We start from the raw sequence: 24,676 nt of genomic DNA on the forward strand, positions 1-24,676 counted from the left end.
AGGCACTCAAATTGAACATTTCAGGAAGTCGGGACATTCTATCAGGGACGGCGTCCAGGCGACGATTCCTCCTGACCCTTCCAGGTCGACCCACTGAAGTGCCTGGCGACTTATGCCTGATCCCGCCGTTTTGCTTTTCTCCAGGGAGGATCGTGGGTTTCGGCTCGTCGAGTTGACGCGGACGCGGCGATGGAGCACATTGAACAGGATTGATTCTTTCGAAGACCATCGCGAGCGGCCGGACGATGCACGAACTGACGATTACGCCGGAAGGGCATCTCCTCGTCCGGGAGACGGCGCTCGACACCTCGGATCGGAAGCCCTCGAAACGGCTCCTCGAAGCGTACGGAGAGAGCTCGGCTCACGGGATGCTCTTCTCCGCGACCGTCGAGATGGACGCGGCTCTGCCGCCGCCGTTCGAGTTCGCCCGATCGATCGCCCGACTCTATCTGACGAACCTTTGTCACGCCGCCATCGCGGAACCCGGCGGCGCCGTTCCCGAACTCCCACCCCCTTCGGCCGATCTCGAACGGGCCGTGCTCCAGGCCCCTCCCATGACTGGGTTGGAGTACCTGTCGGAACCGGTCCTTTCGAATTGGTGGCGCGACCTGGATTCACTCGCCCGGAGCGAGATCAAGAGCCACCCCGACGGTACGCAAGGCTATCTGCGCGAGCGCAACCCTCAGTGGCGATACGTCGGTCGCGTGACGTTGCATCTGGCGGAGAACAAGCGGAACCCGGATTATCCGTTCGCCTTTCTCGCCACCTTCGCCAACGGGTTGACGCCACAAGGCAAGGTGAAACACGAACCCCTGGGCCGGGCCCTTCACCAGTACGCTGGGGAACAGAACCGCGAGGCGATGCTCAACCTGCTGCTGCCGATTTCGAGAGCCGCCGAATCCTCGGATTTGATCCGCGAACTCGTCGATTCCGGGGAAATCTATCACCCACTGGCGTGGTCGCCCAGGGAAGCGTACGAGTTCCTCAAGGCGATCCCGCTGTTGGAGTCGAGCGGCCTGATCGTGCGGGTGCCCGACTGGTGGAACGCCCAGAAGCCGGCCCGAGCCCGCGTCAGCGTGAAGGTCGATACCAAGGGGTCGGCGGGCATCGGGGTCGATTCGCTCCTGGATTTTTCCGTCGGCGTCAGTCTGGAAGGAGAAACGCTAAGCCCCGACGAGATTGACCAGTTGCTCGAGTCGAGCGGCGGCCTGATCCCGCTGAAAGGGAAGTGGGTCGAAGTCGACTCCGAGAAGCTGAATGAAGCGCTGACGCACTGGAAACGCGTCGAGCGGGATGTTCACCGGGAAGGCATCTCGTTCTTTGAAGGAATGCGTTTGCTCTCCGGGGCGAACCTCACCAACGAGGGCGAGGAGGAGAGCGCGGCGGCGATTCGCGAGTGGACCGGTCTGACGGCCGGAGCGGAGCTCGACTCGGTTTTGAAGGGGCTGCGTTCTCCCGAGTCCCGGCTCGAGAAAGCCCCTCCCGAGTTGAAAGCGGAGCTTCGGCCGTACCAGCTCACCGGCTATTCCTGGCTCCGATTCGTCGCCCGCCTGGGCCTGGGCGCTTGCCTGGCCGATGACATGGGCCTGGGCAAGACGGTCCAGGTGATTGCGCTTTTGCTTGATCTCAAACGCGAGCCATCGAACAATCAGAAGAAGAAGGACGCGAGCCTGCTTGTCGTGCCGGCTTCCTTGATCGCGAACTGGAAGTCGGAGCTCGGCAAGTTCGCACCCAGTCTTGCTTATGGCGTAGTCCATCCGTCGGAAGCGAACGCGAAGGGGGGCGAAGTCGGGCCCGCGGATCTGGGGGCGTTCGACTTGATCGTGACCACCTACGGCATGCTCGCCCGCACCGCCTGGTTGAAGCGGCATCGCTGGCGATTGCTGATTCTCGACGAGGCCCAGGCGATCAAGAACTCGGGCACGAAGCAGACGCGTGCCGTGAAGGAATTGGCCGCGGGCGCCCGGATTGCCATGACCGGCACGCCCGTCGAGAATCGGCTGTCGGATCTCTGGTCGCTCTTTGATTTCTTGAACCCCGGACTGCTCGGCACGGCCAAGCAATTCGGCACGTTCGTCAAGCGGCTGCAATCCGACTCGGCTCCTTCGTTCGAACCGCTTCGCAACCTCGTGCGCCCCTATATTCTGCGGCGGATGAAGACCGACAAACGCGTGATCGCCGACCTCCCCGACAAAACGGAGGTGAAAGCCTTCTGCTCGCTGAGCAAGCACCAGGCGGCGCTCTACCAGAAGGCGGTCGACGAGCTCTCCGAGCAGTTGGAGAGCTCGGACGGGATGCAACGCCGGGGCATCGTCTTGACACAGCTCATGCGGCTGAAACAAATCTGCAACCATCCCGCGCAAGTGACCGGCACGAACGAATACCGGGCCGACCGGAGCGGCAAGTTTCAAAGACTGGCGGAGATTGCCGAGGAAATTGCGTCCCGGCAAGAGAAAATGCTCGTCTTCACGCAGTTCCGCGAGATCACTGAACCGCTCGCCGAATTCCTCGCCACCCTGTTCGGTCGACCCGGGTTGGTGCTCCACGGGGGGACGAGCGTCCCGAAACGGAAGCAGTACGTCGACCGATTTCAACGGGAAGACGGCCCGCCCTTCTTCGTGCTTTCGCTGAAAGCCGGGGGGACCGGACTGAACCTGACCTCGGCGTCGCACGTGGTTCACTTCGACCGCTGGTGGAACCCCGCGATTGAAAATCAGGCCACCGACCGTGCCTTCCGGATCGGTCAAAAAAAGAATGTGCTCGTTCATAAGTTCATTTGCCGTGGAACGGTGGAAGAGCGGATCGACGAGATGATCATGCGGAAGACGCAAGTCGCGGACGAAGCCGTCGGCGGCAGCGGATCGGCTGAGGTTTTGTTGACTGAAATGGATGACGATGCGTTACTTCAATTCGTGAAGCTGGATCTTCGCCAGGCGATCGACGCCTGACGAAGACGACCGGAGGGGGGGATGCTCGGATGAGCTGGTATGACGACTACAAACCTTACGTTCCGGTGGCCGAGCGCCGCGCTCAAGCCGCGAAGGAAGTCGCCAGGCGGATCAAGCAGGGACAGAAGATCACCCCGGTCGTCATCGAGGGCCGAACCATCGTCTCGACCTTCTGGGGCAAGGCCTGGTGCACGAACCTGGAAGGTTACAGCGACTATGCGAACCGACTGCCGCGCGGGCGGACGTACGTCCGCAACGGCTCGGTCGTGGACCTGAAGATTGAGAAGGGGCAGATCAGAGCCCTGGTGAGCGGATCGGAACTGTACACGATTCAGATCGATATCGCCCCGCTCCCCAAGAACGCCTGGCAGGTCGTGAAGAAACTGTGCGCGGGCAAGATCGGCTCGCTGGTCGAGCTGTTGCAAGGGAAGCTCTCGAACGCGGTCATGGCGGCCGTGACGAATCGGGCCGAGGGGCTGTTCCCGAAGCCGAAAGAGATCAAAATGCGTTGCAGTTGCCCCGACTCCGCGGGGATGTGCAAGCATCTGGCCGCGGTGATGTATGGGATCGGAAATCGCCTTGACGCGTCGCCCCAGTTGCTGTTCGAACTCCGCGGGGTGGATCACCAGGAATTGATCGAACAGGCGATCCCGACAGCCCCGACCAAGGCCAAACCCGGCGCCCCCACGATCGAGTCTGGCGAACTGGGCGATATCTTCGGCATCGAAATCAACGACTCACCAGCCAAGGAACCGTCGAACTCAAAAACGACCCCGAAGCCGTCCCCCAAGGTCAAGCAGGCCCCGGTCGCCACAAAGCTTGCCCCGGTGAAGAAGACCGCAGAGACGAAGGCCGCGCCGGTGAAGAAGGCTACGGAGACGAAGGCCGCGCCGGTGAAGAAGGCCGCGCCGGTGAAGAAGGTCGCGCCGGTGAAGAAGGTCGCGACTACGAAGACCGCACCAGTGAAGAAGGCCGTGGAGAAGAAGACCGTGCCGGTGAAGAAGGTCGCGGAGACGAAGCCTGCGTCGGTGAAGAAGGCCAACGCCGCGACCAAAAAGAAGTCGACGCCGGTTTCCAAGAAGGGGTAGGCCGAGAGAAGGTGTGCCGGGTGGCTCGGACAAGCTGGTTGTTTGGGCCGCCCTGATCCATCAACCCGATGACCTTGCTACAGTGTCCGAATTGTCGACCTTGTCCCCTCTCCCGGTTTCTCCCGTTCACGCGGAACCATGACAGCCGGGCATGACCTCGGTGAGCCGGTCGGCCTCGATCAAAGATCGAATGACACAACGCCCCGATCCAGGGCTAGGAAGCGTCTCGCTGCTCGTTCCCACGGTCCCCCGTCTGGGACGCTCTGAGGTTGTGAATTTTTCATGGGTCGTTCCCGCTATTGAGCCTCAGATCATGGCCGACGGGCTTCAACACGGACTTGAGACTCGTGAGGGGCATCGAAATAGTGTACGCCTGAATGCGTCTGGCGGTTGTCGCATAAAAAATTCACAACCTCTCTGGGTCCTCGGCTGTCGAGGGCCAGACGACGCGGAGCGTCGGGGAGTGCGCCTGTAATTGCATTGAATCCGCAGGGTGTGAGTTCCTGCCGAAGTGTTCTGGCACTTCGTAACCGAGGGTAACTGCGTCGCCGCGAGGCGGGGTGGGAAGCAACCGTAGGTGAACGATCAGTCCGTAACGCAAGTAAACTCGATTCGGCCGACTGTCGTGGCGAGCCTGCTCCTCGATGGCGAAGCCCAATTGACGCATGGCCCCTCAGAAAGGGCGTCCACAGTGATGTGGTCCGGTAAGACCGACGCACAAAACCCCAGAATGGCGTCGGGACGACAGTAGGTTGTTGGAGACGGAATGATCGGAAGGTTCGATGACGAAACACAGGGAGACCTGGACCTCGCCAAAGCCGGTGTTCATTGTCCCTGATAAGGATACGAAGAGCCGGGGGTCCAGGAGTCAGAGCACCCATAGTAGCGCAGAAGCCGGGTAACTCCGGTGGAGCGAAGGGGTGCAGGGAGGTGGAGACGCGATGTCCGATGCGAAGGAATTCCCACTGGAGGCAGTGCCCGCGAGGGCTAGGCGCGCCAGAGAGATCCCGATCCCATGGGTCTGGGTCGAACCGACGGTCTGGACGGAGCGGATGTTGACGGCCCTCATCGAGGGGGTCAAAGGTGGAGTCTGGTATAGCCTGATGGACAAGGTCCACCCGCAACGCGCCCTGTATACGGCCTACTCTCGAGTCGCCGCCAACGAGGGTGCCGCGGGCGTGGACCACGTGACCGTGACGATGTTCGAGGACCGCCTGGAAGAGAACCTGAAGGATCTCAGCGACGCCCTGCGTACGGGAACCTACCGTCCGCAAGCGATCCGCCGACACTGGATTCCCAAACCAGGAAACCAGGAGAAGCGTCCGCTCGGGATTCCCACCGTCCGCGACCGGGTGGTCCAGACGGCACTCCGGCAGGTGTTGGAACCGATCTTCGAGCGTGACTTCGCCGCGCACAGCTACGGCTTTCGCCCCGGCAGGGGATGCAAGGACGCGCTGCGGCGGGTGGACGAGCTGCTTAAAGGCGGATTCACCCATGTGGTAGATGCCGACTTGAAGAGCGATTTCGACACGATCCCCCACGACCGCCTGCTGGCGCTGGTCGCCAAGAAGGTAGCGGACGGGAAGGTGCTGAACTTGATCGACGCGTTCCTGCACCAGGGCGTCCTCGACGACCTGGAGGTATCGACGCCCGAACAGGGGACGCCGCAGGGTGCGGTGATCAGCCCGCTGTTGAGCAACATCTACCTTGATCCGCTCGACCACCTGATGGCCGAATCGGGTTTCGAGATGGTGCGCTACGCGGACGACGTCGTGATCCTGTGTCGAAGCTCGGAGGAAGCGGCCCAAGCGATGGCGGTGGTGCAGGAGTGGACGGCCTCGGCCGGCCTGACCCTGCATCCCACCAAGACGCGGATCATCGCCGTCAGGACCGAAAGCTTCGACTTCCTGGGCTACCGGTTTGAGGACGGCACACGCCGCCCGCGACCGAAGAGCCTGGACAAGTTCAAGGAGACGGTCCGGACGAAGACCACGCGTACGACCGGGGGCAGCCTCTCCGCGATCATCGCTAGCCTCAACCCAACGCTTCGTGGCTGGTTTGAATACTTCAAGCACAGCCACAAGTGGACGTTTGAACGACTCGACGGCTGGATCCGCATGCGTCTGCGGAGTCTGCTCCGTAAACGGATGAAGAAACGAGGCCGCGGTCGTGGCACCGACCATCAACGTTGGCCCAACGCCTTCTTTGCCGACCATGGACTTTTCAGCTTGGAACGAGCCCATGAGTTAGCCAGTCAATCCTCTTTGAGGTAAAACCACCAACGGGAAAGCCGTATGCGGGAGATCCGCCCGTACGGTTTGGAGGGAGGGGGAGCGTAATCCGCTCTCCCTACCCCTATCGGCATTCCCACGGAGGACCGCTATGCCTTACCCACAAGTCGTAAGTTGTTAGTAATCCGGAGGTTACGGAAGGGGGCCGTGGCCCGAGCTGGATGCCACAACTGGAGGACTCTCAGGCACTTGCGCCGATCACCCTCGCTGGACACCGGGCCAGACCCCCACTTGTGGGTAAGGCATAGCGGAGGACCGTGGGAACGAGGGGGATTCTTAGCTCGATGGCGGGTCGTTGAAAAGAAACATGAATGCGCCGAGCCGTTGGACCTTCCTTGAGGGGGTTGGAGCGGTGGGTTTGCCCGAGTTGCTTGCCACGGCGGAGGCGACGCACTCCGACCCCTCCGGCCGCGTCCAGGAGGGTGAGATCCTGGACGTGTTGATCCTCGGCGCGGGGTATGTGGGCAGGTGGCCGCGCGGTTGCTTGCGTTCGCGAGGCCGCAAGGGGGCCGTCCTGAAGGCGAATGACAAGGTGGGCGGAGGGACCCCGGGGGCTTGCTGGGCCTTATCTCCGCCAGGCAGGCGACGGAATGGAGTCGCATGACGCCTGAACGTCCTCGGCCAGTGGTCGACCGTTTACGGCAAGGAGGCGCTGGAACCGATCGATTATTTCGATTTGAACTGGCCTGCCGAACCGTTCATCCGCTCCGGCCATGGATGTTACTTTAGCCCAGGCTTCTGGAAGCCGTTGGGCCCCGCGCTCGGCGGCAACAGTATGCCTCGGTTCGGACGCGTCTGGTAGGCTTCCTCCGACCTCGCCAAAGACTGGGTCGGTTACCTCGAGGGCGCCATTCGCGCCGGCGAGCAAGCCGCTCGCGAGATCGAGAACGAACTGGTCTGAAATTACGTTCATCGGTCGCAACCGTTCTTAACCCGGCCGACCGGGAAGAACGGTTCGCGACGGATGCGCTCAGCTCAACGGAGCGCCGCCGCCGATCGACGATCGGAATAACGCTTATTGATTCCGAAATAACGCGTGGTTGCGGCGTCGGGCGTCCTCAGCCTGATCGCAACCGGCTAGGGCGTTTGGATGCGTGCACGCCCGGGAAATTCCCGCGCGGCGAGTGGGGTCGTGGACCGCTCATCGTGCGTGGCCGTGGCCGGTGCCGGCGCTCGGGGGCTGGATGAAACGTGAAATTAGGCTTGTCCTGTAGTGTGAAGGCTTGTTCCTTTAAATCACCATTCGGTGGACAAGGGGGTTTTCACTACAATCCTCGTGGATTACTCTGAGTTCGATCGCTGCCATACATCTCCCTGCTCCTGTTTCGATCTCATGGATTGGCGAGCCGGTCCCTACACCGGCCCGAGGCCCGTTTCCCTTTTGCTCGACGTTTTGAGCAAGGAGAAGTTAATGAGTCGGTCCCACCGCTCGGCCTTCACGCTCATCGAACTGCTGGTCGTGATTGCAATCATCGCTGTTCTTATTGCCTTGCTCCTTCCCGCCGTCCAGGCGGCACGCGAGGCCGCGCGTCGCGCCCAGTGCGTCAACAATCTGAAGCAACTCGGCCTGGCGATGCACAACTACATCTCCACCCACAACACGCTCCCCCCAGGCCGGATCTGGGCGCCGAGGCCGGGGAAACCCGCGACCGACGTTCCCTCGGTCTTCGCGGGGACCCCGAACACGACCTGGTTCACTTTGATGTTGACCCAGATCGAACAAGGGAACCTGGCGAATTCGTTTAACTTCAGCCTGGGAGCGGAAGGGTGGTCAGGCGGACCATTCGATGGGTTTGTTGCCAATTCCACCGTCTCAGCCACCAAGATTTCGTCGTTCCAGTGCCCGAGTGACCGTCAGAACACGTTTCAGGTCAACCCGGCTGCCGGTATTGCACAGGTGAATGGAGTCGTTCTTACCAAAGGGAATTATGCCGCAAGTTGGGGCAATACGAATTGGGGGGCGGCCCTCAAATCGGCCCTCATCCCGCAATACTTGCGTTCGGCCTTCGGCCACGACGGGAATACCACCCTGGCTTCGATCGGGGACGGGACCAGCAACACGGTGTTCGCCAGTGAAGTCCTCCAGGGCTCGACCTACGACATCCGCGGTGCGATGTGGTCCTGCGTTGCGGGAGGCTCCATTTTCATGTCACGACTCACCCCCAATTCCGTCAAGGACCCCTTGGGGATCGTAACTTACGACGGTGACTACTTGCACGGATCCAAGGACCTGTTTTGCTTCAGTGAACCCGTCCAGCAACTCATGTGCACTCCGAGTGGCGGCGACAGCGATGCGTATGCCGGCGCGCGGAGCCGTCACTCCGGCGGCGTGAATTCGCTGCTGGGAGATGGATCGGTACGGTTCATCAAGAATACGATCAACTACACGACGTGGATCGCCCTCAACTCGATCAACGCAGGCGAGGTCATCAGCGCCGACGCGTATTGAGGCACGAAGTCATGATCGCGGAGGCCCATCGAATTTCGATGGGCCTTCTCGTCTTTCGCTTCTCCTGGAACCGCGGGCAGGTTACCCACGGTCCCAGGAAACGGAACGCTTCGCCGAACCCGTGATGGTTTTATCAGCATTTGAGGACCGATCCGCAGTCAGGATCGATGGCGTTCCGTAGGATCCGCAATCGCGGATCCTACGGACTGTGAAGTCGGTTAGCGGGGCCGTTGCAGCCCGAAGGGCGACCGTTAAACGCGTGGGCCGGCTCTGACGGTCGCCCCTTCGGGGTTGCATAGAATAAATGCATCGAACACTCTCCATGAGATTGCGTCCCTGGCTATGAACGGTCGCCTCTCCGGGGCTGCAAAATGCGAACATTACTTTTCTGACTGCCAGTAATAGTCTCTGAGATGGTCGAATTGGCTTATTTTCAAGCCATGCCCTTCCTGCTAAGTTTTCATAGTTTTTGTTGAATTGGGATGTGAGAAAATTTTAATGGAATTGCGGTGCTTGTTGCCACGGAACCGAAGCTTTGCGTTAGTGTAAACGGCGATAGTTCGCTTCGGGACGCAGTATTAAGAGGCTTCCGGACCGCCCGTCGCCGCGTCCTCGCCCGAGGGTGAGCCGGCATCTTACAGCGGTTTACCGTCGGATGGCGCACGGATCATGGAGACCGAACCGCATGTTCTGAGCGTTCTCTGTGGCTGGGGTCTGTGACCCCGGTCGGTTGGCTTTCGCCCCGGAGTCGGAGCCCCAGCGATAAGGACGTGAGCGACTCGTGGGTAAACCGCTGGAAAGGGGCCTTGTCCGACTCTTCGCGCTCGATCGTTATGCCCTGGCCCTAATGGCGTGAGCCTTGACCGTGTCGTCAGAACCAGTGTCATTTCCGCCCCGAGCGCTCTGCCAAGGCCGTCAGGCTCCAGTGAAAGCCCGGGCCGCTGCTCGCCTCGCTCGCGCCGGGAGGTTTGCGGGGTCGGACTGTATATCGGCCGGACGCACACGGTCGGGCCGGATTCGTCCCGACCGTGTAGGCTTGACGAGTGGATCTCTCAGTGCTTCGGGCTGTCCCGTCCCAACGGCGGGAGCATGTCCTCGGGGCCGGGATCGTGAACCTCGTCGAGCTGGCGCAGGTCTTCGAGACCCCGACGCACTGCGGCCACGAAGTCGGCGTCGGAAATCGCATCGGCAGCGAAGGTGGAAATGCCCCGGCTGCTAGGATGATCGTCCTTGGTATCGGCGGCGACGCCCTTCAGACCACCGGCGTAGTAGCCGAGGCCCATCACGAGCAGGTCGCGGCGGGTGCGGGTGGCGACGTCTTCCAGCGTCGTCGGCGGGCGGTTGGGCGGCACTGGTACCACGGCCCAGGTCGAGACGCCCTGTTGTGCGCCGTTGGCATCGCGGTGCTTCCGGTCATAGTAGGTCGCCGACAGCGGCACCCGTGCCTTGCCCGGCACGTCGTCGAGGCGGCCGGGCTCGCCGGGCATGAACGACTCGTCGCTCTCGGGCAGGTACACTCGCTTGCCGTCCTTGACCTGAAAGAACCGGCGGGGGACGATGATCCACCAGGAATTTTCGACGCCGTCCCGCGTCGCGCTGCCCAGGACGATGAGGTCGTACTTGGCACCCCACATTCGATTCCCCATCTCCTGGTAGGCCACGTCGAGCAGAACCAACTCGGTGTTGAGCCGTCGCTGGTGCGGAGGGTACGCCTTGAGGAACTGCGGCGTCCCGCGCACCGACGAGACGACGAAGTACCCCTCGCGGTCCTTCAAGGGCTGGAGGTCGTGGACCGCCAGGATCAGCCCGCCCTGCTCGACCCGGTGGAGCGCCTGGTCGAGCGGGAAACGGCTCTTGAAGGCCTCATCGCAGTCGACCACCCGCGCGCCCGCGGGGAACCGGGCCGCGATCTTCTCGGCGGGGACGGGAACGTCGTACTCAATGCGAATCTCGCGTTCCCGCTTCCAGGTTCCGTCGTCACGGCGATGCTGGATGGTAATCTCGTGGATCCGCCCGTCTGCATCGGCCAGGACGAGGCCGCGGAACGGGGTCGGATCGACGGGTCGTGCCCCTGGTGGCGTGTTGCGGTCGAGGTCGGCCAGCGAGAGAGTGAAGCCCCGGCATGCCTGGCCGTTGATCTTGCGATCCAGGTTTGGTGTCCGGCCCCGTGCCCAGTTGCCCGGGATGTCTGGCAGAGCGAGCAACGAGATGAGCCCCGTCGTGAAGAATCCCGGGCTGCGCTGGCGGAGCACGACGAGTTCGCCGCCTCCTGGGCTCGGGTCGGTCCGCCACGACCACTGGGTTTTTCCGTCCTCGACGATGACTCGATCAGACTCCTCGACGCGGATTCCCTCGGCCTGGCGATACCAGATTTCCTCGACCGGACGCGCCACGCCGTGGTTGTCCCAGAAGGTGATCACCAGGTGTGCCGACCGCGCCCGCTCGAGGCCGTCCTGCACGGCTGCCAGGAGTGTTCTCGGCTGACTCACGACGATCACCCAAGCCAGCCCGATCGCGGCGATCAGTCCCGCCGCCGCCAGCCCCGCAACCAGCCGGGCCCGCCGTCGGACGCTTCGGGGGGTGGCCGGGCCGATCCGGGCCATCACATCGTCCACCATTGAGCCGACCGGCCACTCCGCGCGGAGCCGGGCCAGGCGGTCGTCCAAGTCGTCTGGAGTCGTCATCCAATCACCCCCTTGGTCCTGATCTTCAGCCGTTCGATCGCGCGGGAGAGCTGTTTCGTCACGGTGCCGACGGGCCGCCCCAGCGCCGCGGCGACCTCGGCCACGGAGTGTCCGTTGAGGTAGCGGAGCAACGACGACAAGCCGCTCGTGCTCCGGGAGCCTGGTTACGGCTGCCAGCAGGTCTTCGGAGTCGGCCGAGAGCCGGGTCGCCGGGCCGTTGGCTCGGTTGTGCTCCTGGGGCGGCTCGGTACCGGACTCGTCGAGCGACCGACTTGGGTCACGCGCCCGCCGCCGCGCTAGCCGGAGCGACTCGCGGCGGGCGATCCGCAGCAGCCAGACCCCGAATTGTTCCGGTCGGCGGAGGTCGCCGAGTCGGTGGAACGCCTGGAGGAACGCCTCCTGCCCTGCGTCGGCCGCGGTATGGTTGTCTCTCAGGATGCGCCAGGCCGTCGCCCAGACTGCACGCTCGTGCCGCGCGACGAGCGCGGCGAACGCCTCCCGGTCACCGCGGAGCACAGCCAATACGATCTCGGCGTCCGTCTGCATGGGCATCCCTCACCTTCGGTGTCGTCCCCAATGAGAGAGAGGCGCCCGGCCGGTGAAATGCGACCGGAATCCCGGGAATTCACGTCGGGCGACCGGTCGACGCTCTCTCGGGCCGGCGACCAGAGCACCGGTTTGGATCGGGCGGAACTCGCTCAGAGCTGATCGGAGCTTTGAGATCAGCCGTGGCGGACGATCCCGCTGAGGCGGATGATCGAAAAATTTCGACGGTTGAGCGTGAACAGACTGCGAATATGGTCGCGTTCGGCCAGGTAAACCAGGCGGCGTTGGTCAGTTGGATGTGGGTTGATTCGTCGCGTGGCAGGCAGGCGGCGATCCAGGGCATCGCCCTGGCATCCAATTCCAGCAGGGAGAACAGCCCTTCATCGAAAGTTCGATATCGCGGGCATCGTGTTCGTCGATGGCCGACTTCAGGGCGTGGATGGGGCGGTATCGGCCAGGATGTGGCGCTCTGCCATGGCCCAAGGCGTTGAAATGAGCTTTGTTCGCGCTCGGGTCGACGGGATGGCCGATGACCCTGGGCCGTCTCAGGAGCCTCCTCGAGACGGGTAAAACCCGGGTCTGATGAGCCCGGAATTCTAGCCGTCTGTTTCTTGCGTGATCATTCTCCGTGGTATAATAGTTAAAGTGGGGCGAGAATCCGTTCTCGTCACCGTGCCCTGGGCGACTGCGCCTGGTGCGGTCGTAGGCCCATGCTCCTCGACCCCAAGGCAGGTCTTTGGTGCCGGCCGGTGGCGAGTGCATCGGGGCGTTTCGAAGCGGTGTCATGACGGCTTCGTCGATCGTTTGATCTTTGCGATTCTTCCTCCGGGACTCGGCTCATGTCGTCTGCCACGCGGCCAACCAGTTCGGCCGACCGCGATTCGCAGCGGCCGGACCAGACGGTCAGCCAGTTGATCGGGTTCCGCCTCGACGGCGAGGATTACGCGATCGCGATCAGGACGATCCAAGAGATCATTCTGATGAAGCCGATCACACGCCTTCCCAGGGCGCCCGACTCGATCGAGGGGCTGATCAACCTGCGCGGGACCGTGATCCCGATCGTCAGTCTGAGGAAGCGGTTCGGCCTCCTCACGCGTGAGTTCGACGACGAGACCAGGACTGTCGTCGTCAACAGTCACGGCAAGACGGTCGGGCTCATCGTCGACGAGGTGACGCAGGTCATGAAGGTCACCGCCGACCAGATTCAGCCGGTGCCGATCGCGGTGACCGCGATCGCCCGCCGCTATATCTCGGGGCTCGCCCGACTCGAAGATCGGCTCTTGATCATCCTTGATATTGACAAGCTGTTCGACCCCCACGACCTCGACCCCGTCGCCTGATCGATCTCAACCCTTGGACAACTCCATGATCGACCCCGACCCCCGATCCCGGCGACCGGTACGGATGAAGCGGCGCTTGACGAACGGTCCCCGGCGACCGTCCCGATTCGAGCCGTCGGTCGAGCCCGAACTCGAACTCGTCGAACGCTCGGCGGCCGACGACTCGCGGCAGGTCGCCGACCAGGCGGCGGCCGATACCCGCGCGATGATCGATACGCTCAACGCGGTCATCCGGGCGCATACGGCCGCGGAGATCATCCGCGCGACACTCGACCTGGTCCGCGATCGGCTGGGGTGGGTCTATGCCTCGTACTGGGTGGTCGACCCGGAGCAGAACAGCCTCGTCTTTTCGGCCGATTCGGGCGAGGTTGACGCCGAATTCCACCGGGTGACGCGCTCGGCCAAGTTCCGTGAAGGCGAAGGGCTGAACGGTCGCGCCTGGAAGCAGCGCGACCTGGTCCATGTCGCCGACCTGGGCGAGCTGGCCGACTGCTGTCGCGCTCCGATAGCCCGCCGCGCGGGGATCCGGTCGGGTGTCTGCTTCCCGATCGTGCTGGACGGCCGCGTGGTCGGGACCATGGACTTCTTCGCGGCTGGGACGTTGGAGATGACGCCGACCCGCCTCGAGGTCTTGCGGGTGCTCGCCCGCCTCGCCTCCGACAAGATGACGCAGCTCGGCAAGCAGCAAGAGCTGACCCGGGTCTTCCGGATGATCGAGAACGCCCCCTTGAATGTCATGTACACCGACCGCGAGCTGCGGATCCAGTACATGAACCCGGCGTCCCAGCGCACTCTGAAACGCCTGGAGGCGTACCTGCCGATCAAGGCCGACCAGATGATCGGCCAGTCAATCGACCTCTTCCACAAGAACCCCGAGTACCAGCGGCGGATCCTGGCCGACCCGAAGAACCTGCCACGCCAGGCCGTGATCCGGCTCGGTCCGGAATACCTCGACCTGCTGGTGACGGCGATCCTGGACGAGGACGGCCAGTACCTTGGCCCGATGCTCACCTGGGAGATCGTCACCGAGAAGCACGAGGCCGAGGCCCGCGCAACCGCGTCGGCCGAAAACACCAATGCCGTGAACCAGGTCCTGCTGGCGCTCGGGCGGGCCCTGACCGCCGAAGAAATGATTACGTCGGCACTTGAAGTCGTTCGCAAGGCGTTCGGCTGGTCGTACGGCTCGTACTGGCGGCTCGACACGACAGCGAATGTTCTCGGGTTCATGACCGAATCGGGTTCGGTGGACGAGGAGTTCCGCCGCGTGTCCAGGAGTGCGAAGTTCCACGAAGGCGAGGGGCTGATCGGGCGGGCCTGGACCCGGCGCGACTTGTTCTACGTCGACGACCTCGGCGAACTGTCCGACTGCTGCCGGGCCCCGATCGCGCGGCGGGCCGGGATCACCTCGGCCCTGGCGCTGCCGATCCAGCTCAACGGGAAAGTCGTCGGCACGATGGACTTCATGGCCGAGAAGCGGCAGCAGTTCTCGGAGGCCCGGCTCGAGGCGCTCCGGAGCGTGGCCCAGCTTGTCTCCACCGCCCTGGAACGCGCCGAGCAACGGGCCCAGAGCGAGGAGGCCAAGCGGGACCTCGAAGTGAAGGTCAATCAGCTCATGAAGGTGGCGCAGGCCGCCGCGCAGGGCGACCTGTCGGTCGAGGTGGGGGTTCGCGGGGCGGACGACATGGGGCGGCTCGGCGAGGCCCTGGGCAAGATGACCGCCGACCTGAAGCACGTCATCGGCGAGGTGATCGAGTCGGCGGGCCAGTTTGCGGAGGGGTCGCGGGTGGTCGCCGAGAGCGCCAACTACCTGAGCGAGTCGTCGCAGAACCAGGCGGCGACGGTCGAGCAGATGTCGGCCTCGATCGACCACCTGAGCAAGGCGATCCTCGAGATCAACCAGAACGCCGGTTCCGCCCGCGAGCTGGCCGTGCGGACCTCCCAGCTCGCCAAGCAAGGGGGCGAGTCGGTCGACCAGGCGATCGAAGCGATGGTCCTGATCCGCAAGTCGAGCGAGCAGGTCAGCGACATCATTCAGGTCATCAGCGAGATCGCCAGCCAGACGAACCTGCTTGCCCTCAATGCCGCGATCGAGGCGGCGCGGGCGGGCGAGCACGGGCTCGGGTTTGCCGTCGTGGCCGACGAGGTCCGGAAGCTGGCGGAGCGGTCCCGGGCCGCCGCCAAGGAGATCACGGCACTGATCAAGGAGTCGACCCGGCGGGTCGCCGACGGCGCCCAGCTCTCGGAGAAGGCCGGCCAGTCCCTCGCCACGATCGTCAAGGGGGTCGAGGAGACCGCGGGGAGCATCGCCAAGATCGCCCAGGCCACTCAGGAACAGTCGGAGTCGGCCGCCGAGGTCAGCAAGGCGATCCAGGACGTCTCGTCGATCACCGAGACCAACGCTTCCAGCTCCGAGGAACTGTCCGCCAGCGCCGAGGAGCTGGGGGCTCAGGCCGCCTCGCTCAAGGGCGTGATCTCCGGGTTCAAGGTTTGACCGACGACACGGAGGGGCAACACGCGATGACCGGGACGGGCGGCGAGCTGACCGAGGGGGAGTACGACCGCTTCTGCAAGCTGATCTACCGGGTCGCCGGCATCCGGATCCCGGGGACCAAGCGGGTGATGGTGGCGACCCGGGTGCGGAAGCGGCTGAGGGCCACGGGGATCAGCTCCTTTTCGGCCTACCTCAACTTCTTGAGCTCGGCCGCGGGGGCCGGTGAGATGCCGCTGTTCGTCGACGTGATGACGACCAACGAAACCTACTTTTACCGTGACCCCCATCATTACGAGTGGTTCGACCAGACGTTCCTCCCCGAGGTCATCGAGCGGGCCAGGCTCCGGAAGCGCCCTCGGAGCTTGCGGGTCTGGTCGGCGGCGAGCAGCACCGGCGAGGAGCTCTATTCGATCGCGCTGAAGGTCGTCAGTCATCGGCCTGAGCTCACCGGCTGGAAGCTCACGCTCCTGGGGACCGACCTCAGTGGCGCTGTCCTCGAGGCCGCCCGCGCCGGTGTGTACGACGACCGGGCGGTTCATCTGGTCGGCGATGAGGAGCGTCGCGTTCACTTCACCCACGACCCCGTCGCCCGGACGTGGACCCTCGGCCGGGAGGTGAAGGCCGCCACTTCGTTCAGGCTGCACAACCTGCTCGAGCCGCTGAACGAACCGCCGTTCGACTGTATCTTTATCAAGAATGTTTTGATCTACTTTGATGCGGATTCAAAGAAGACGGTCGTGCAACACTTGCTGGCCGCACTGGCGAAGGGGGGCTACCTTGTGGTCGGCCCCTCGGAGGGGATCTACGGCATGCTCGGCGCGTTGACCAAGCACAAGTCATGGCTCTACCAGAAGCCGGCCTGACCCATAATGATCGGGGTGAGCGTCCATGTCGGGGTTCGATCTGGCGGACCTGATGCCCTTGTATCTCGATGAGACCGACGAGCAGATCGTCGAGCTCGGAGACCTGCTGCTCCAGCTCGAGCGATCGCCCGCCGACGAGAAGGCGCTCCGCGAAGCGTTCCGGATGGTCCACAGCATCAAGGGCGCCGCGAGCGTGATGGGGTTCGCCCAGGTGAAGGAGCTGGCCCACCACCTGGAGTCGTTCTTCGAGCAGCTCCGCGCCCACGGTCGCGCGCTCGACCGGCCCTCGCTCGACCTCTTCTTTCGCTGCCTCGACGCCCTGCGCGAGTACCATGCCGAGCTTCGCGCCAAGGGCGAGAGCAGCGTCGACCTCTCCGGCCTCACCGACTTGGTCATCGAACGCCTCGGGCTTCCGTCCGAGGATTCCGGGGTCGAACCACGTCCCGAGCCGTCCGTGTCCGTGTCCGAGCCCGAGATCGAGGCTGTGCCCGACCCTGCTCACGAATCCATCCCGGACGCCCGGCCGGAGCCGGATCTGCCTTTGGAGTCCCAGCAGGTTATCAGCCTGACTCTGCTCTTCGAGCCGAACTTGCGCTGGCCCGACATGAAGGCCAAGCTCGTGCTGAACCGGTTGTCGGCGAAGGCACGCGTGATCGCGACCGACCCGGCCGTCGAGCAACTCGAAGAGGCGGAGTCGCTCACGGAGTTCACGATCAAGCTCGCCGCCGAGTGCGACATCGAGGAGTTGTATGCCCTGGCCGACGTCGACGGTGTCTCCGAGATCCGGATCGAGACCGGACCGCGACCCGACCCGGGCGGGCCGCGGAATTTCACCCCTGCTCCCACCCCCCTACCCGCCCCGGAACCAACCGACCTCACGCCGGTCGAGCCCTCCGCGCAGATCGTTGTGACGCCGACCCCGGCGCCGTCGCCCCTCCCGACGGCTGAGCCGCAGGCCGCGGCGGGCGACAAACGTCCCAAGGTGACCGAGACGGTCCGGGTTGATGTCGACCGGCTCGACCAGCTCATGAACCTGGCCGGCGAGCTCGTGATCAGCAAGGCCCGGTTCATCGAGATCTCGCGGGGCCTGGAAGAGCTCTTCCGGGGTTCGAACGCGCAGTTGCTCGCTTCCGACACTTCGGACCGGCTCGACAGCATCGCCCGGGGGCTGGAGGGCCTGCAAGCGGCCGGGGACGGCTCGACCGAGCGTTGGGCGTCGCAGTTCCGCCGGCTCCGCGAGAACTTCCGGGACATCCAGGACGAGCTCGACATTATCCGCCAGGGCCGCGAGCGGCTCAACGCGATGGCCGAGGCGATCCACCATCTGGCCCGCGTCTCCGACGGCATCCAGCGCGGGGTTTTGGAAACCCGGATGGTTCCGATCGGGCCGCTCTTCGACCGCTTCCATCGCGTGATCCGCGACCTGCGCCTGTCGTCGGACAAGGAGGTGGTGCTCAAGATCGAAGGCGAGATGACCGAGCTCGACAAGCGGATGGTCGACGAGCTGGCCGACCCCCTGATCCACATGGTCCGCAACTCGGTCGACCATGGCCTCGAACCTCCCGACCAGCGGGAGCGCGCGGGCAAACCCAGGGCGGGGACCGTTTCGCTCGCCGCCTCCCACCGGGGCAACAGCATCGTCATCACCGTGAGCGACGACGGGCGTGGGATCGACGGCGAGCGCGTCCGCCGCAAGGCGGTGTCCAACGGTTTGCTCGACGAGGACGAGTCGCGGCGGCTCACCGAGCACCAGCTCATCCAGTTCATCTGGCATCCCGGCCTGAGCACGGCCGAGACGATCACCGAGATCTCCGGCCGGGGCGTCGGTATGGACATCGTGAAGAGCCGGATCGAAAACCTGAACGGCACCGTCGACGTTCGCTCCGAGCCCGGTCAGGGGACCACCTTCTCGATCCGGCTCCCGCTGACCCTGGCGATCTTGCCCGTCCTCCTGACCCGGATCAAGGGCGAGACCTTCGCCATCCCGCTCGACCACCTCGACGAGATCGTCGAGGTGCGTTCCGACGAGGTCTACCGGATTCATGGCAAACCGACGATCGGGCTCCGGGGCCGGGTGATCTCGCTGCTGACGCTCGACGACGCCTTTCGCGCCGGCGATGATGTCCCAGCCGCCTGCGAAGCCGTGGAGAGGGCCGCGAAGAAGCTCACGGTCGCCGTGGTCTCGAACGGGGAGGCGACGGCCGGGCTCGTTGTCGACGACCTGATCGGGATGCAGGAGGCGGTGCTGAAATCCTTGGAACGGAACTTCCAGCCGGTTCCGGGACTCTCGGGCGCGAGTATCCTGGGAAACGGTCGGGTCTCGCTCATCCTTGACATCGACGCCATGCTCGACATGGTCATGACCGGCACGGCTGAGCCCGTCGGCTGAGCCCGTCGACCCGATTACGCGAGCAACGGAGGCGGATGCTGGTGGGCCAATCGCTGACGGAATCCCAGAGACGGCTGCTGACCCTGGTCTTTGAGCGGGGCGCTGATGACGCTTCGGGCGCTCTCTCGCGGTGGCTCGGTCGCGACGTCCAGCTGGACGTGAACGAGGTCGACGAAGTCGAGCTGGCGGACGCGGCCGTGCTTCTTGGGCCGGCCGACCAGTTGGTCGCCTCGTGCTCGATGGACCTGACCGGCCGGCTGACCGGCCAGCTCCTGTTGGTGTTTGAGGACCGCGCGGGCATGGCCCTGGCCGACATGTTGTTGCGGCGGCCCCTGGGGACGTCGACGACCTGGGGCGAGCTCGAGCAGTCGGCGGCGTGCGAAACGGCCAATATCGTGGGATGCGCATATCTCAACTCGCTGGCGGCCCATCTCCCGCTCGCCGGTTCCCCCGGGCTCGAAGCGCCTTTGCTCCCTTCGCCCCCTACGTTCCGCCATGAATTTGCGGCGAGCCTGATCGAGTTCGCCCTGATGGACCAGGCCATGGAGGCCGACAGCCTGCTCCTGGTCAAGAGCCGGTTCAGCGCCGACGGGGCCGAGCTCCGCTGGTCGTTACTCTTCGTGCCGAGTGGCGAGGCGTTGCGCACGCTGTCTTCGTCACTGGCGGACTCCGCATCTCGGTAAGCTATGAGGAGGTCGGTCTTGCCGTCGCCAGAGTCCTCAGACTCCGTGGAGATCGTGTCGGTACCGATTGGCCGGTGGGCGGTCGGGGCCGCTCCCGTGCAGATCAGGACGCTGCTCGGCTCGTGCGCGGGGGTGGTCCTCTACGACCGGGTGGCCCGGGTCGGTGGCGTAGCGCACGTCGTGCTGCCCGACTCGCGGGGGGCGGCTGACCACCCCGGCAAGTTCGCCGACACGGCGATACCGGCCCTGATCGCCGACCTCGAGCGCAAGCTCGGTCGGACCTCCCGGGGGCGGCTCACGGCCAAGGTCGCGGGGGGAGCAAGCATGTTTCAGACCGGCGCGGCGACCAACATCGGCCGAATGAACAACGATGCGGTCGCATTGATCCTGGCCGACTTGGGCATCCCCGTCGTCGCACGCGACATCGGCGGGGACACCGGGCGTCGCTTGACGTTCGACACGCTCTCCGGCATTGTCTCTATCAGGATTCCCGGCGGCGCAGACTACCAGATCTAAATCTCAATCGAGAGCCGACCCGATTCGACTCGACCTTATCCGCGGAGGGACGATGAAACGCCTGCTGGTCGTCGACGACGCCCTCCTGATGCGTAAGATGATCTGTGCCGTCGCCGCCGAGGCCGGCTGGGAGGTCGCGGGTGAGGCACGCGACGGCACCGAAGCCGTCGAGCTTTACGCGAGGCTCCGCCCCGACCTCGTCACGATGGACGTCGTGATGCCGAAGCTGGGCGGTCTGGAGGCGCTCCGCCAGATCCGGGCCGCCGACCCAGGGGCCCAGGTCGTGATGGTCACCGCCTTGGACCAGAAGCAGACCCTCATGGAATCGATCCGCGACGGTGCGATCGACTTCATCGTCAAACCGTTCGATCGCGACCGGGTCATCAGCCTCCTGAACAAGGTCAAGTCACGCGACGCGCCGGTGTCGGCAGACCCCCTGCTCCGGATCGACACCCCTTCCCCAGGTACCGAGGTCGACGGTGGACACCTCTGAGCCGCGCCCGGTCCGGGTCCTGATCGTTGACGACTCCGCCCTGATGCGGAAGCTGCTCGGCGACTTGCTCCGGTCGTCCCCTGCGATCGAGCTCGTCGGCTCCGCCCGCGACGGCGCGGAGGCCCTCGAATTGGCCGAACGGCTCAGGCCCGACGTGGTGACCCTCGACGTCGAGATGCCGGGCATGTCGGGCCTGGAAGTGCTCCCCGCACTTCTGAAGACGCACCCGGTCCCGGTCGTCATGGTCAGCGCCTTGACGCAGGAGGGGGCCGAAGTCACCCTGACGGCGCTCGAGCTGGGGGCCGTCGATTTCCTCCCCAAGCCCGATCGCCACCAGGTGGCCGGTCTGAAGGACTCGCGCGACCTGTTGATCTCCAAGGTCCTCTCCGCCGCGAAGAGCCGCGTCCGACCCCCTCGGGACCACGAGGTGCCGGCTCGCCGGGTGCAGTCCCCCCTGCCTCACGCGACCCTGCTTCCACGCCCGCCGCCTCGGTGGGCGAGGGACCGATTACCTCTTGCATTTTGATCGGGATCTCGACCGGAGGCCCCCAGGCGCTCGCCCAGGTCCTTCCCGGGTTGACACCGCCGATCCCGCCGGTCTTGATCGTCCAGCACATGCCGGCCAAGTTCACGTACGTCTTCGCCGAGCGGCTCGCCCGCCACTCTTCCGTGCCCGTGAAAGAGGCCGAACAGGGCGACCGCGTCCTCCCCGGCGCCATCCTGATCGCGCCCGGTGGCCGTCACATGACCCTGACCGGATCCCCCCCCAACGTCCGCGTCACCCTCACCGACGGGCCGCTGGTCAGCGGGCACAAGCCCTCCGTCGATATGCTCTTCCAGTCGGGCTCGCGAGTCTACGGGGCGGCGGCCATCGGGATCATCATGACCGGCATGGGCCGTGACGGCGTCGAGGGCTGCAAGAAAATCCTCGACGCCAGCGGCCAAACCTTCGGTCAGGACGAGCTGACGTCGGTTGTTTATGGTATGAACAAGGCCGCATTTCAGGAGCGGGCCGTCCAGTCCCAGTTCGCCCTCGGCGACCTCCCGGCCCTCATCCAACGGCTTGCCCGAGGGGGGGGATAAGTTTCTTCGAAAGAAGCACGCAGAGATCAATGATGGCGGGTTATGCTGATTGGCCGAACTCGTCAGGCACGATCCGGCGGCGCCCTGCCGAGTACTTAACCCGAGTCAATGTTCCCTCCGTCCCCAGTTTTCCGGTTCCTTGAACGGGGCCGGGCCATCTACCTTTTCTTGGCTGGAGAGGATTGCTGGCGGACTTACTTATGTGATTGGCCGTTCGAGAATCAGGCCGTAATGGTAAGAGCAGCAGGAAAGCGGTTCGGAACGCACGAATCGTAATCCCGCCTGCTCGCTCCAATCAAGGCACTGCTCGGGACGCGGGCGGATGGCAAGGGATGGGCCGCGAGGAGTCTCGATATCGGATCGCCAGTGGATGATGCTCACCTTCCCGCCAGGAATCAGGACGCGATGAGCCTCGGATAGCAACTTGGCCGGGTCTTCGATTGGAGGATGTTGAAGAGCATGACATGATCGGTGCTCGTATCCGGTCGACCACAACCCGCCTCGACAAAGTCTCTCTGCTCCACAGTGACGTTCGTGAGACCCGCCGATTGCACTTTCTCGATGGTCGTCGCCACCATCGCCGGGTCGATGTCGATGGCGAAAACCTCTCCTCGGGCGAGCTGGGCTGCCGGCACGGTGAAGTGGCCAAACCCGCATCCAAACTCGACGAGTCCCCTGCGGGATTCCGCGCAGCCAAGCTTTTCGAGGATGCAGAGAGGATCGAAGAAAGTCCCCCAGAAATCCTCGTCAGGCATTCCGCTTTCACGCCCTTTCACCGCGATCACTCCTCATTGAAGTGCCGGAGAAACCCCAGATGCAATTCCCAGTGAGTGCTTGGGTTGTTTCCGGGATTGATTCACAGCATCTTGAACTTATCGCCTGACCGGGTGAACGTCCACCGTGGGTTGGCCTGCAATCGGGGACGCTGGCGATGGAACTCCCTTCGGTTGCCCAACTTACATTCCCTTCATTGCCCGTCCCGGTACGTCGTGAGAGATGCCCCGGCGCAGTGTCCCAGCCGGGCGATCTGGGCTTCGTCGAGCAAGGGGAAGGCGACGGCGTGCAAGTTAGACTCGGACATGGCTCGACCTCCACCGAAGCCCAAAGCCTGCCTCAGTCCCGCAAGTACGGCAAGACCTGCTCCGGCACGTCCACTTCCGTCTGATCAACGTAGCACCAGGCCCACCGCTCGCCCGGCTCGAACGAGGCCACCACGGGGTGTTGCGTGTGGTGCGAGTGTTTCGTGGCGTGGCGGCCTGGCGAACTGTCACAGCAGCCGACGTGGCCGCAGGTTAGGCAGAGCCGCAGGTGGACCCAGGGCGAGCCCGTTTTCAGGCACTCTTCACACCCTGCCGGCGTGCGGGCGGCAACCGGGTGGAGACCGATCTCATGTTCGCATTGCATTACGGGTGTCCTGGGGAGAATATGGAATTTTGTGTATAGGCATATTTGCAATCAATTTGTGGAGCCGGCGGGCATCCTGCCCTTTGTGGCCTACTTGCATCTCGAGCTACTTCGGTCCCATGGAGGCTATTGTTTGCCAGGCTTAATGCTCTCCATGGATGTTGGAGCCACGGGTTGGTAACCCTTTTGGAGAGGAGCCAACGCAACGGCGATGCCAATGCACGATCCCTGCTGGAGGGTGGGCTGCAAGTTGTTTTAGGGGAACGTTCTGCGTCAATTGCCCTTTCGGAAGGCGCTGCGTCGCCCGGCCGTCGAAACCATTCTCCCCGATCCGCTTCGGACAAAGTGGCTGTGTTCGACGGGCGGGCGATACTTGTCAATAAAGCCAATTTGTGATTGGATTTAAATGTGTTTGGCCACCGCCAACCAACGGACTGGCCTCATCACCTATCTGGAAGCCACACCCGTTCAGCCCCAGATCGCCTTCAACTTCTCGACCGACTCGGGAGCGAGGGCGAGCGGCGGCATCGAGAGGCCGCCCTCCTGTAACTTGTCGCCGGCTGGGGTATCGCCCGACAGCTTGGTCCAGGTCTGGGCCATCAGGTGCGAGTTGTGCTTCACCTGCCCGAGCGCGTGGACGAACTCGTGGGCGGCGATCACTTCGAGAACACCGAGCCCGGCGCCCCGCAGGCCACCCGGCGTATTGATGCGGACTTCCACCGGCAATTTGACCTCGGCACTCTGCAACTGGCCCGAGTCGCTGGTCGTGGCCGCGGTCCGGCCATGCACCGCGGTGCCGCTGATGGTGGAATCGGTCGTCACCGTGATGGTTGGCCCCGTCGAACTCCCCAAGGCGAGGACGACGTTGATGTCTGACTTCTTGAACAGAACATTCAGATCCGTGACCGCCCGTTTGCAAGCCTTGATCCAGTAGGCGTCGAGTCCGCTGAGGTCCACCTTTACCGTTGCCATGGCTGACTCCCTTCTTCCCTCGCCGGCCGGGCCTGATACTCGATATCGAGTCTGAAAACAGTCTACCGGGATGAGGAAGGGGTTGTGACTCGGCCGACCTGCTGCCTGGTGAAGTCTCTCAACTCGTTCAAGTCGCTCGTGGTTGAACTCGCGACGAGTTGCATCAGCGGTCAGTCAAACCGATGGCTGCCATCCTATTGCGTTGCGCGCATTCATCTTAAGAATGGAACCGCGTTCTCTCGTCCGCACGAGACAACGATTCCGAGAATCATCCTCCGAACCCGATGAATGCGAATGCCGAGGCTCTCGAAACGGCCCGCGTGAAAAGTGTCGCCCGTGATGTCTCGTCAAAGGCGAGTTGCGCGGTCCAAGAAATAGGGATCATTCCAAACCCAGCGGCCTCGTTGATTCCTTGCCATGACCCAATCATCCGACG

17 protein-coding genes and 2 pseudogenes are annotated in these 24,676 nt (G+C 63.8%); 14 read left to right on the top strand and 5 right to left on the bottom strand.

The window, feature by feature from the left end; all coding sequences use genetic code 11:
- The first annotated feature begins 245 nt into the window (after window positions 1-245).
- From BUS42_RS21450 to BUS42_RS21470, 5 genes are all read left to right on the top strand, one after another.
- Window positions 246-2,948 carry a DEAD/DEAH box helicase gene (locus BUS42_RS21450; RefSeq protein WP_074311320.1) on the top strand — a complete coding sequence of 901 codons (2,703 nt, stop codon included), beginning with the start codon at window positions 246-248 and terminating at the stop codon, window positions 2,946-2,948.
- Between the two features lie 29 nt (window positions 2,949-2,977).
- On the top strand, window positions 2,978-4,036 hold the full coding sequence (locus BUS42_RS46205; protein ID WP_074309564.1) for an SWIM zinc finger family protein: 1,059 nt from the start codon (window positions 2,978-2,980) through the stop codon (window positions 4,034-4,036).
- 941 nt (window positions 4,037-4,977) lie between these two features.
- Complete coding sequence (ltrA, locus tag BUS42_RS21460) at window positions 4,978-6,309, top strand: group II intron reverse transcriptase/maturase (RefSeq protein ID WP_074306715.1); 1,332 nt, start codon at window positions 4,978-4,980, stop codon at window positions 6,307-6,309.
- Window positions 6,310-6,634: 325 nt separating this feature from the next.
- Window positions 6,635-6,931, top strand: a complete 297-nt coding sequence (locus BUS42_RS42930; protein WP_143206425.1) for a hypothetical protein — start codon at window positions 6,635-6,637, stop codon at window positions 6,929-6,931.
- Window positions 6,932-7,738: 807 nt separating this feature from the next.
- Window positions 7,739-8,776 carry a DUF1559 family PulG-like putative transporter gene (locus BUS42_RS21470; RefSeq protein ID WP_074309566.1) on the top strand — a complete coding sequence of 346 codons (1,038 nt, stop codon included), beginning with the start codon at window positions 7,739-7,741 and terminating at the stop codon, window positions 8,774-8,776.
- Between the two features lie 2,680 nt (window positions 8,777-11,456).
- Here BUS42_RS21470 and BUS42_RS46610 read toward each other — a convergent pair.
- Together BUS42_RS46610 and BUS42_RS46615 are read right to left on the bottom strand one after the other, a co-directional pair.
- Window positions 11,457-11,564, bottom strand: a complete 108-nt coding sequence (locus BUS42_RS46610; protein WP_410001717.1) for a hypothetical protein — start codon at window positions 11,562-11,564, stop codon at window positions 11,457-11,459.
- A gap of 37 nt (window positions 11,565-11,601) precedes the next feature.
- Window positions 11,602-12,012 (bottom strand): annotated as a pseudogene (locus tag BUS42_RS46615) (RNA polymerase sigma factor); the annotation flags it as partial.
- Between the two features lie 833 nt (window positions 12,013-12,845).
- Here BUS42_RS46615 and BUS42_RS21485 point away from each other — a divergent pair.
- From BUS42_RS21485 to BUS42_RS42050, 9 genes are all read left to right on the top strand, one after another.
- The gene (locus BUS42_RS21485) at window positions 12,846-13,346 is read left to right on the top strand and encodes a chemotaxis protein CheW (RefSeq protein ID WP_074309569.1); all 501 of its coding nucleotides are present in this window, start codon (window positions 12,846-12,848) and stop codon (window positions 13,344-13,346) included.
- Window positions 13,347-13,410: 64 nt separating this feature from the next.
- Complete coding sequence (locus BUS42_RS21490) at window positions 13,411-15,837, top strand: methyl-accepting chemotaxis protein (protein WP_254053653.1); 2,427 nt, start codon at window positions 13,411-13,413, stop codon at window positions 15,835-15,837.
- The gene (locus tag BUS42_RS21495; protein ID WP_254053654.1) at window positions 15,834-16,700 is read left to right on the top strand and encodes a CheR family methyltransferase; all 867 of its coding nucleotides are present in this window, start codon (window positions 15,834-15,836) and stop codon (window positions 16,698-16,700) included. Before BUS42_RS21490 ends, BUS42_RS21495 begins: the two co-directional genes overlap by 4 nt.
- A 25-nt stretch (window positions 16,701-16,725) precedes the next feature.
- Entirely contained in the window at window positions 16,726-19,089 is a 2,364-nt protein-coding gene (locus BUS42_RS21500; protein ID WP_074309573.1) for a chemotaxis protein CheA, read from the top strand.
- Window positions 19,090-19,124: 35 nt separating this feature from the next.
- On the top strand, window positions 19,125-19,772 hold the full coding sequence (locus BUS42_RS21505) for a chemotaxis protein CheC (protein WP_074309576.1): 648 nt from the start codon (window positions 19,125-19,127) through the stop codon (window positions 19,770-19,772).
- A 54-nt stretch (window positions 19,773-19,826) separates the two neighbouring features.
- Window positions 19,827-20,288 (top strand): chemotaxis protein CheD, encoded by a 462-nt coding sequence (locus BUS42_RS21510; protein WP_254053655.1) that lies wholly within the window; start codon window positions 19,827-19,829, stop codon window positions 20,286-20,288.
- A gap of 52 nt (window positions 20,289-20,340) precedes the next feature.
- The gene (locus tag BUS42_RS21515; protein ID WP_074309580.1) at window positions 20,341-20,781 is read left to right on the top strand and encodes a response regulator; all 441 of its coding nucleotides are present in this window, start codon (window positions 20,341-20,343) and stop codon (window positions 20,779-20,781) included.
- A complete protein-coding gene (locus BUS42_RS42045; protein WP_083670414.1) occupies window positions 20,768-21,307 on the top strand; it encodes a response regulator in 540 nt (179 codons plus the stop codon). The genes BUS42_RS21515 and BUS42_RS42045 overlap by 14 nt, the downstream gene beginning before the upstream one ends.
- Complete coding sequence (locus tag BUS42_RS42050) at window positions 21,304-21,864, top strand: CheB methylesterase domain-containing protein (RefSeq protein WP_159452274.1); 561 nt, start codon at window positions 21,304-21,306, stop codon at window positions 21,862-21,864. Before BUS42_RS42045 ends, BUS42_RS42050 begins: the two co-directional genes overlap by 4 nt.
- Before the next feature lie 198 nt (window positions 21,865-22,062).
- Here BUS42_RS42050 and BUS42_RS21525 read toward each other — a convergent pair.
- The 3 genes and pseudogenes from BUS42_RS21525 to BUS42_RS21535 all read right to left on the bottom strand — a co-directional run bounded on the left by BUS42_RS21525 (window position 22,063) and on the right by BUS42_RS21535 (window position 24,240).
- A pseudogene (locus BUS42_RS21525) lies at window positions 22,063-22,640 on the bottom strand (class I SAM-dependent methyltransferase).
- A gap of 337 nt (window positions 22,641-22,977) precedes the next feature.
- Window positions 22,978-23,268: a ubiquitin carboxyl-terminal hydrolase 14 gene (locus BUS42_RS21530; protein ID WP_074309582.1), complete on the bottom strand. Its 291-nt coding sequence runs from the start codon at window positions 23,266-23,268 to the stop codon at window positions 22,978-22,980.
- Window positions 23,269-23,736: 468 nt separating this feature from the next.
- Window positions 23,737-24,240 (bottom strand): hypothetical protein, encoded by a 504-nt coding sequence (locus tag BUS42_RS21535; protein ID WP_074309584.1) that lies wholly within the window; start codon window positions 24,238-24,240, stop codon window positions 23,737-23,739.
- Window positions 24,241-24,676 lie beyond the last annotated feature (436 nt).

The organism is Singulisphaera sp. GP187 (genome assembly GCF_900129635.1).
GTDB lineage: Bacteria > Planctomycetota > Planctomycetia > Isosphaerales > Isosphaeraceae > Singulisphaera.

Excerpts from the sequence above, each read along its gene's own strand:
- BUS42_RS21500 (WP_074309573.1), top strand. The coding sequence starts at position 16,726 with ATGTCGGGGTTCGATCTGGCGGACCTGATGCCCTTGTATCTCGATGAG.
- BUS42_RS21485 (WP_074309569.1), top strand. The coding sequence starts at position 12,846 with ATGTCGTCTGCCACGCGGCCAACCAGTTCGGCCGACCGCGATTCGCAG.
- BUS42_RS21450 (WP_074311320.1), top strand. The coding sequence starts at position 246 with ATGCACGAACTGACGATTACGCCGGAAGGGCATCTCCTCGTCCGGGAG.
- BUS42_RS21515 (WP_074309580.1), top strand. The coding sequence starts at position 20,341 with ATGAAACGCCTGCTGGTCGTCGACGACGCCCTCCTGATGCGTAAGATG.
- BUS42_RS21530 (WP_074309582.1), bottom strand. The coding sequence starts at position 23,268 with ATGCAATGCGAACATGAGATCGGTCTCCACCCGGTTGCCGCCCGCACG.
- BUS42_RS46205 (WP_074309564.1), top strand. The coding sequence starts at position 2,978 with ATGAGCTGGTATGACGACTACAAACCTTACGTTCCGGTGGCCGAGCGC.
- BUS42_RS21535 (WP_074309584.1), bottom strand. The coding sequence starts at position 24,240 with ATGGCAACGGTAAAGGTGGACCTCAGCGGACTCGACGCCTACTGGATC.
- BUS42_RS21490 (WP_254053653.1), top strand. The coding sequence starts at position 13,411 with ATGAAGCGGCGCTTGACGAACGGTCCCCGGCGACCGTCCCGATTCGAG.
- BUS42_RS21505 (WP_074309576.1), top strand. The coding sequence starts at position 19,125 with ATGCTGGTGGGCCAATCGCTGACGGAATCCCAGAGACGGCTGCTGACC.
- BUS42_RS21470 (WP_074309566.1), top strand. The coding sequence starts at position 7,739 with ATGAGTCGGTCCCACCGCTCGGCCTTCACGCTCATCGAACTGCTGGTC.
- ltrA (WP_074306715.1), top strand. The coding sequence starts at position 4,978 with ATGTCCGATGCGAAGGAATTCCCACTGGAGGCAGTGCCCGCGAGGGCT.
- BUS42_RS42930 (WP_143206425.1), top strand. The coding sequence starts at position 6,635 with ATGAATGCGCCGAGCCGTTGGACCTTCCTTGAGGGGGTTGGAGCGGTG.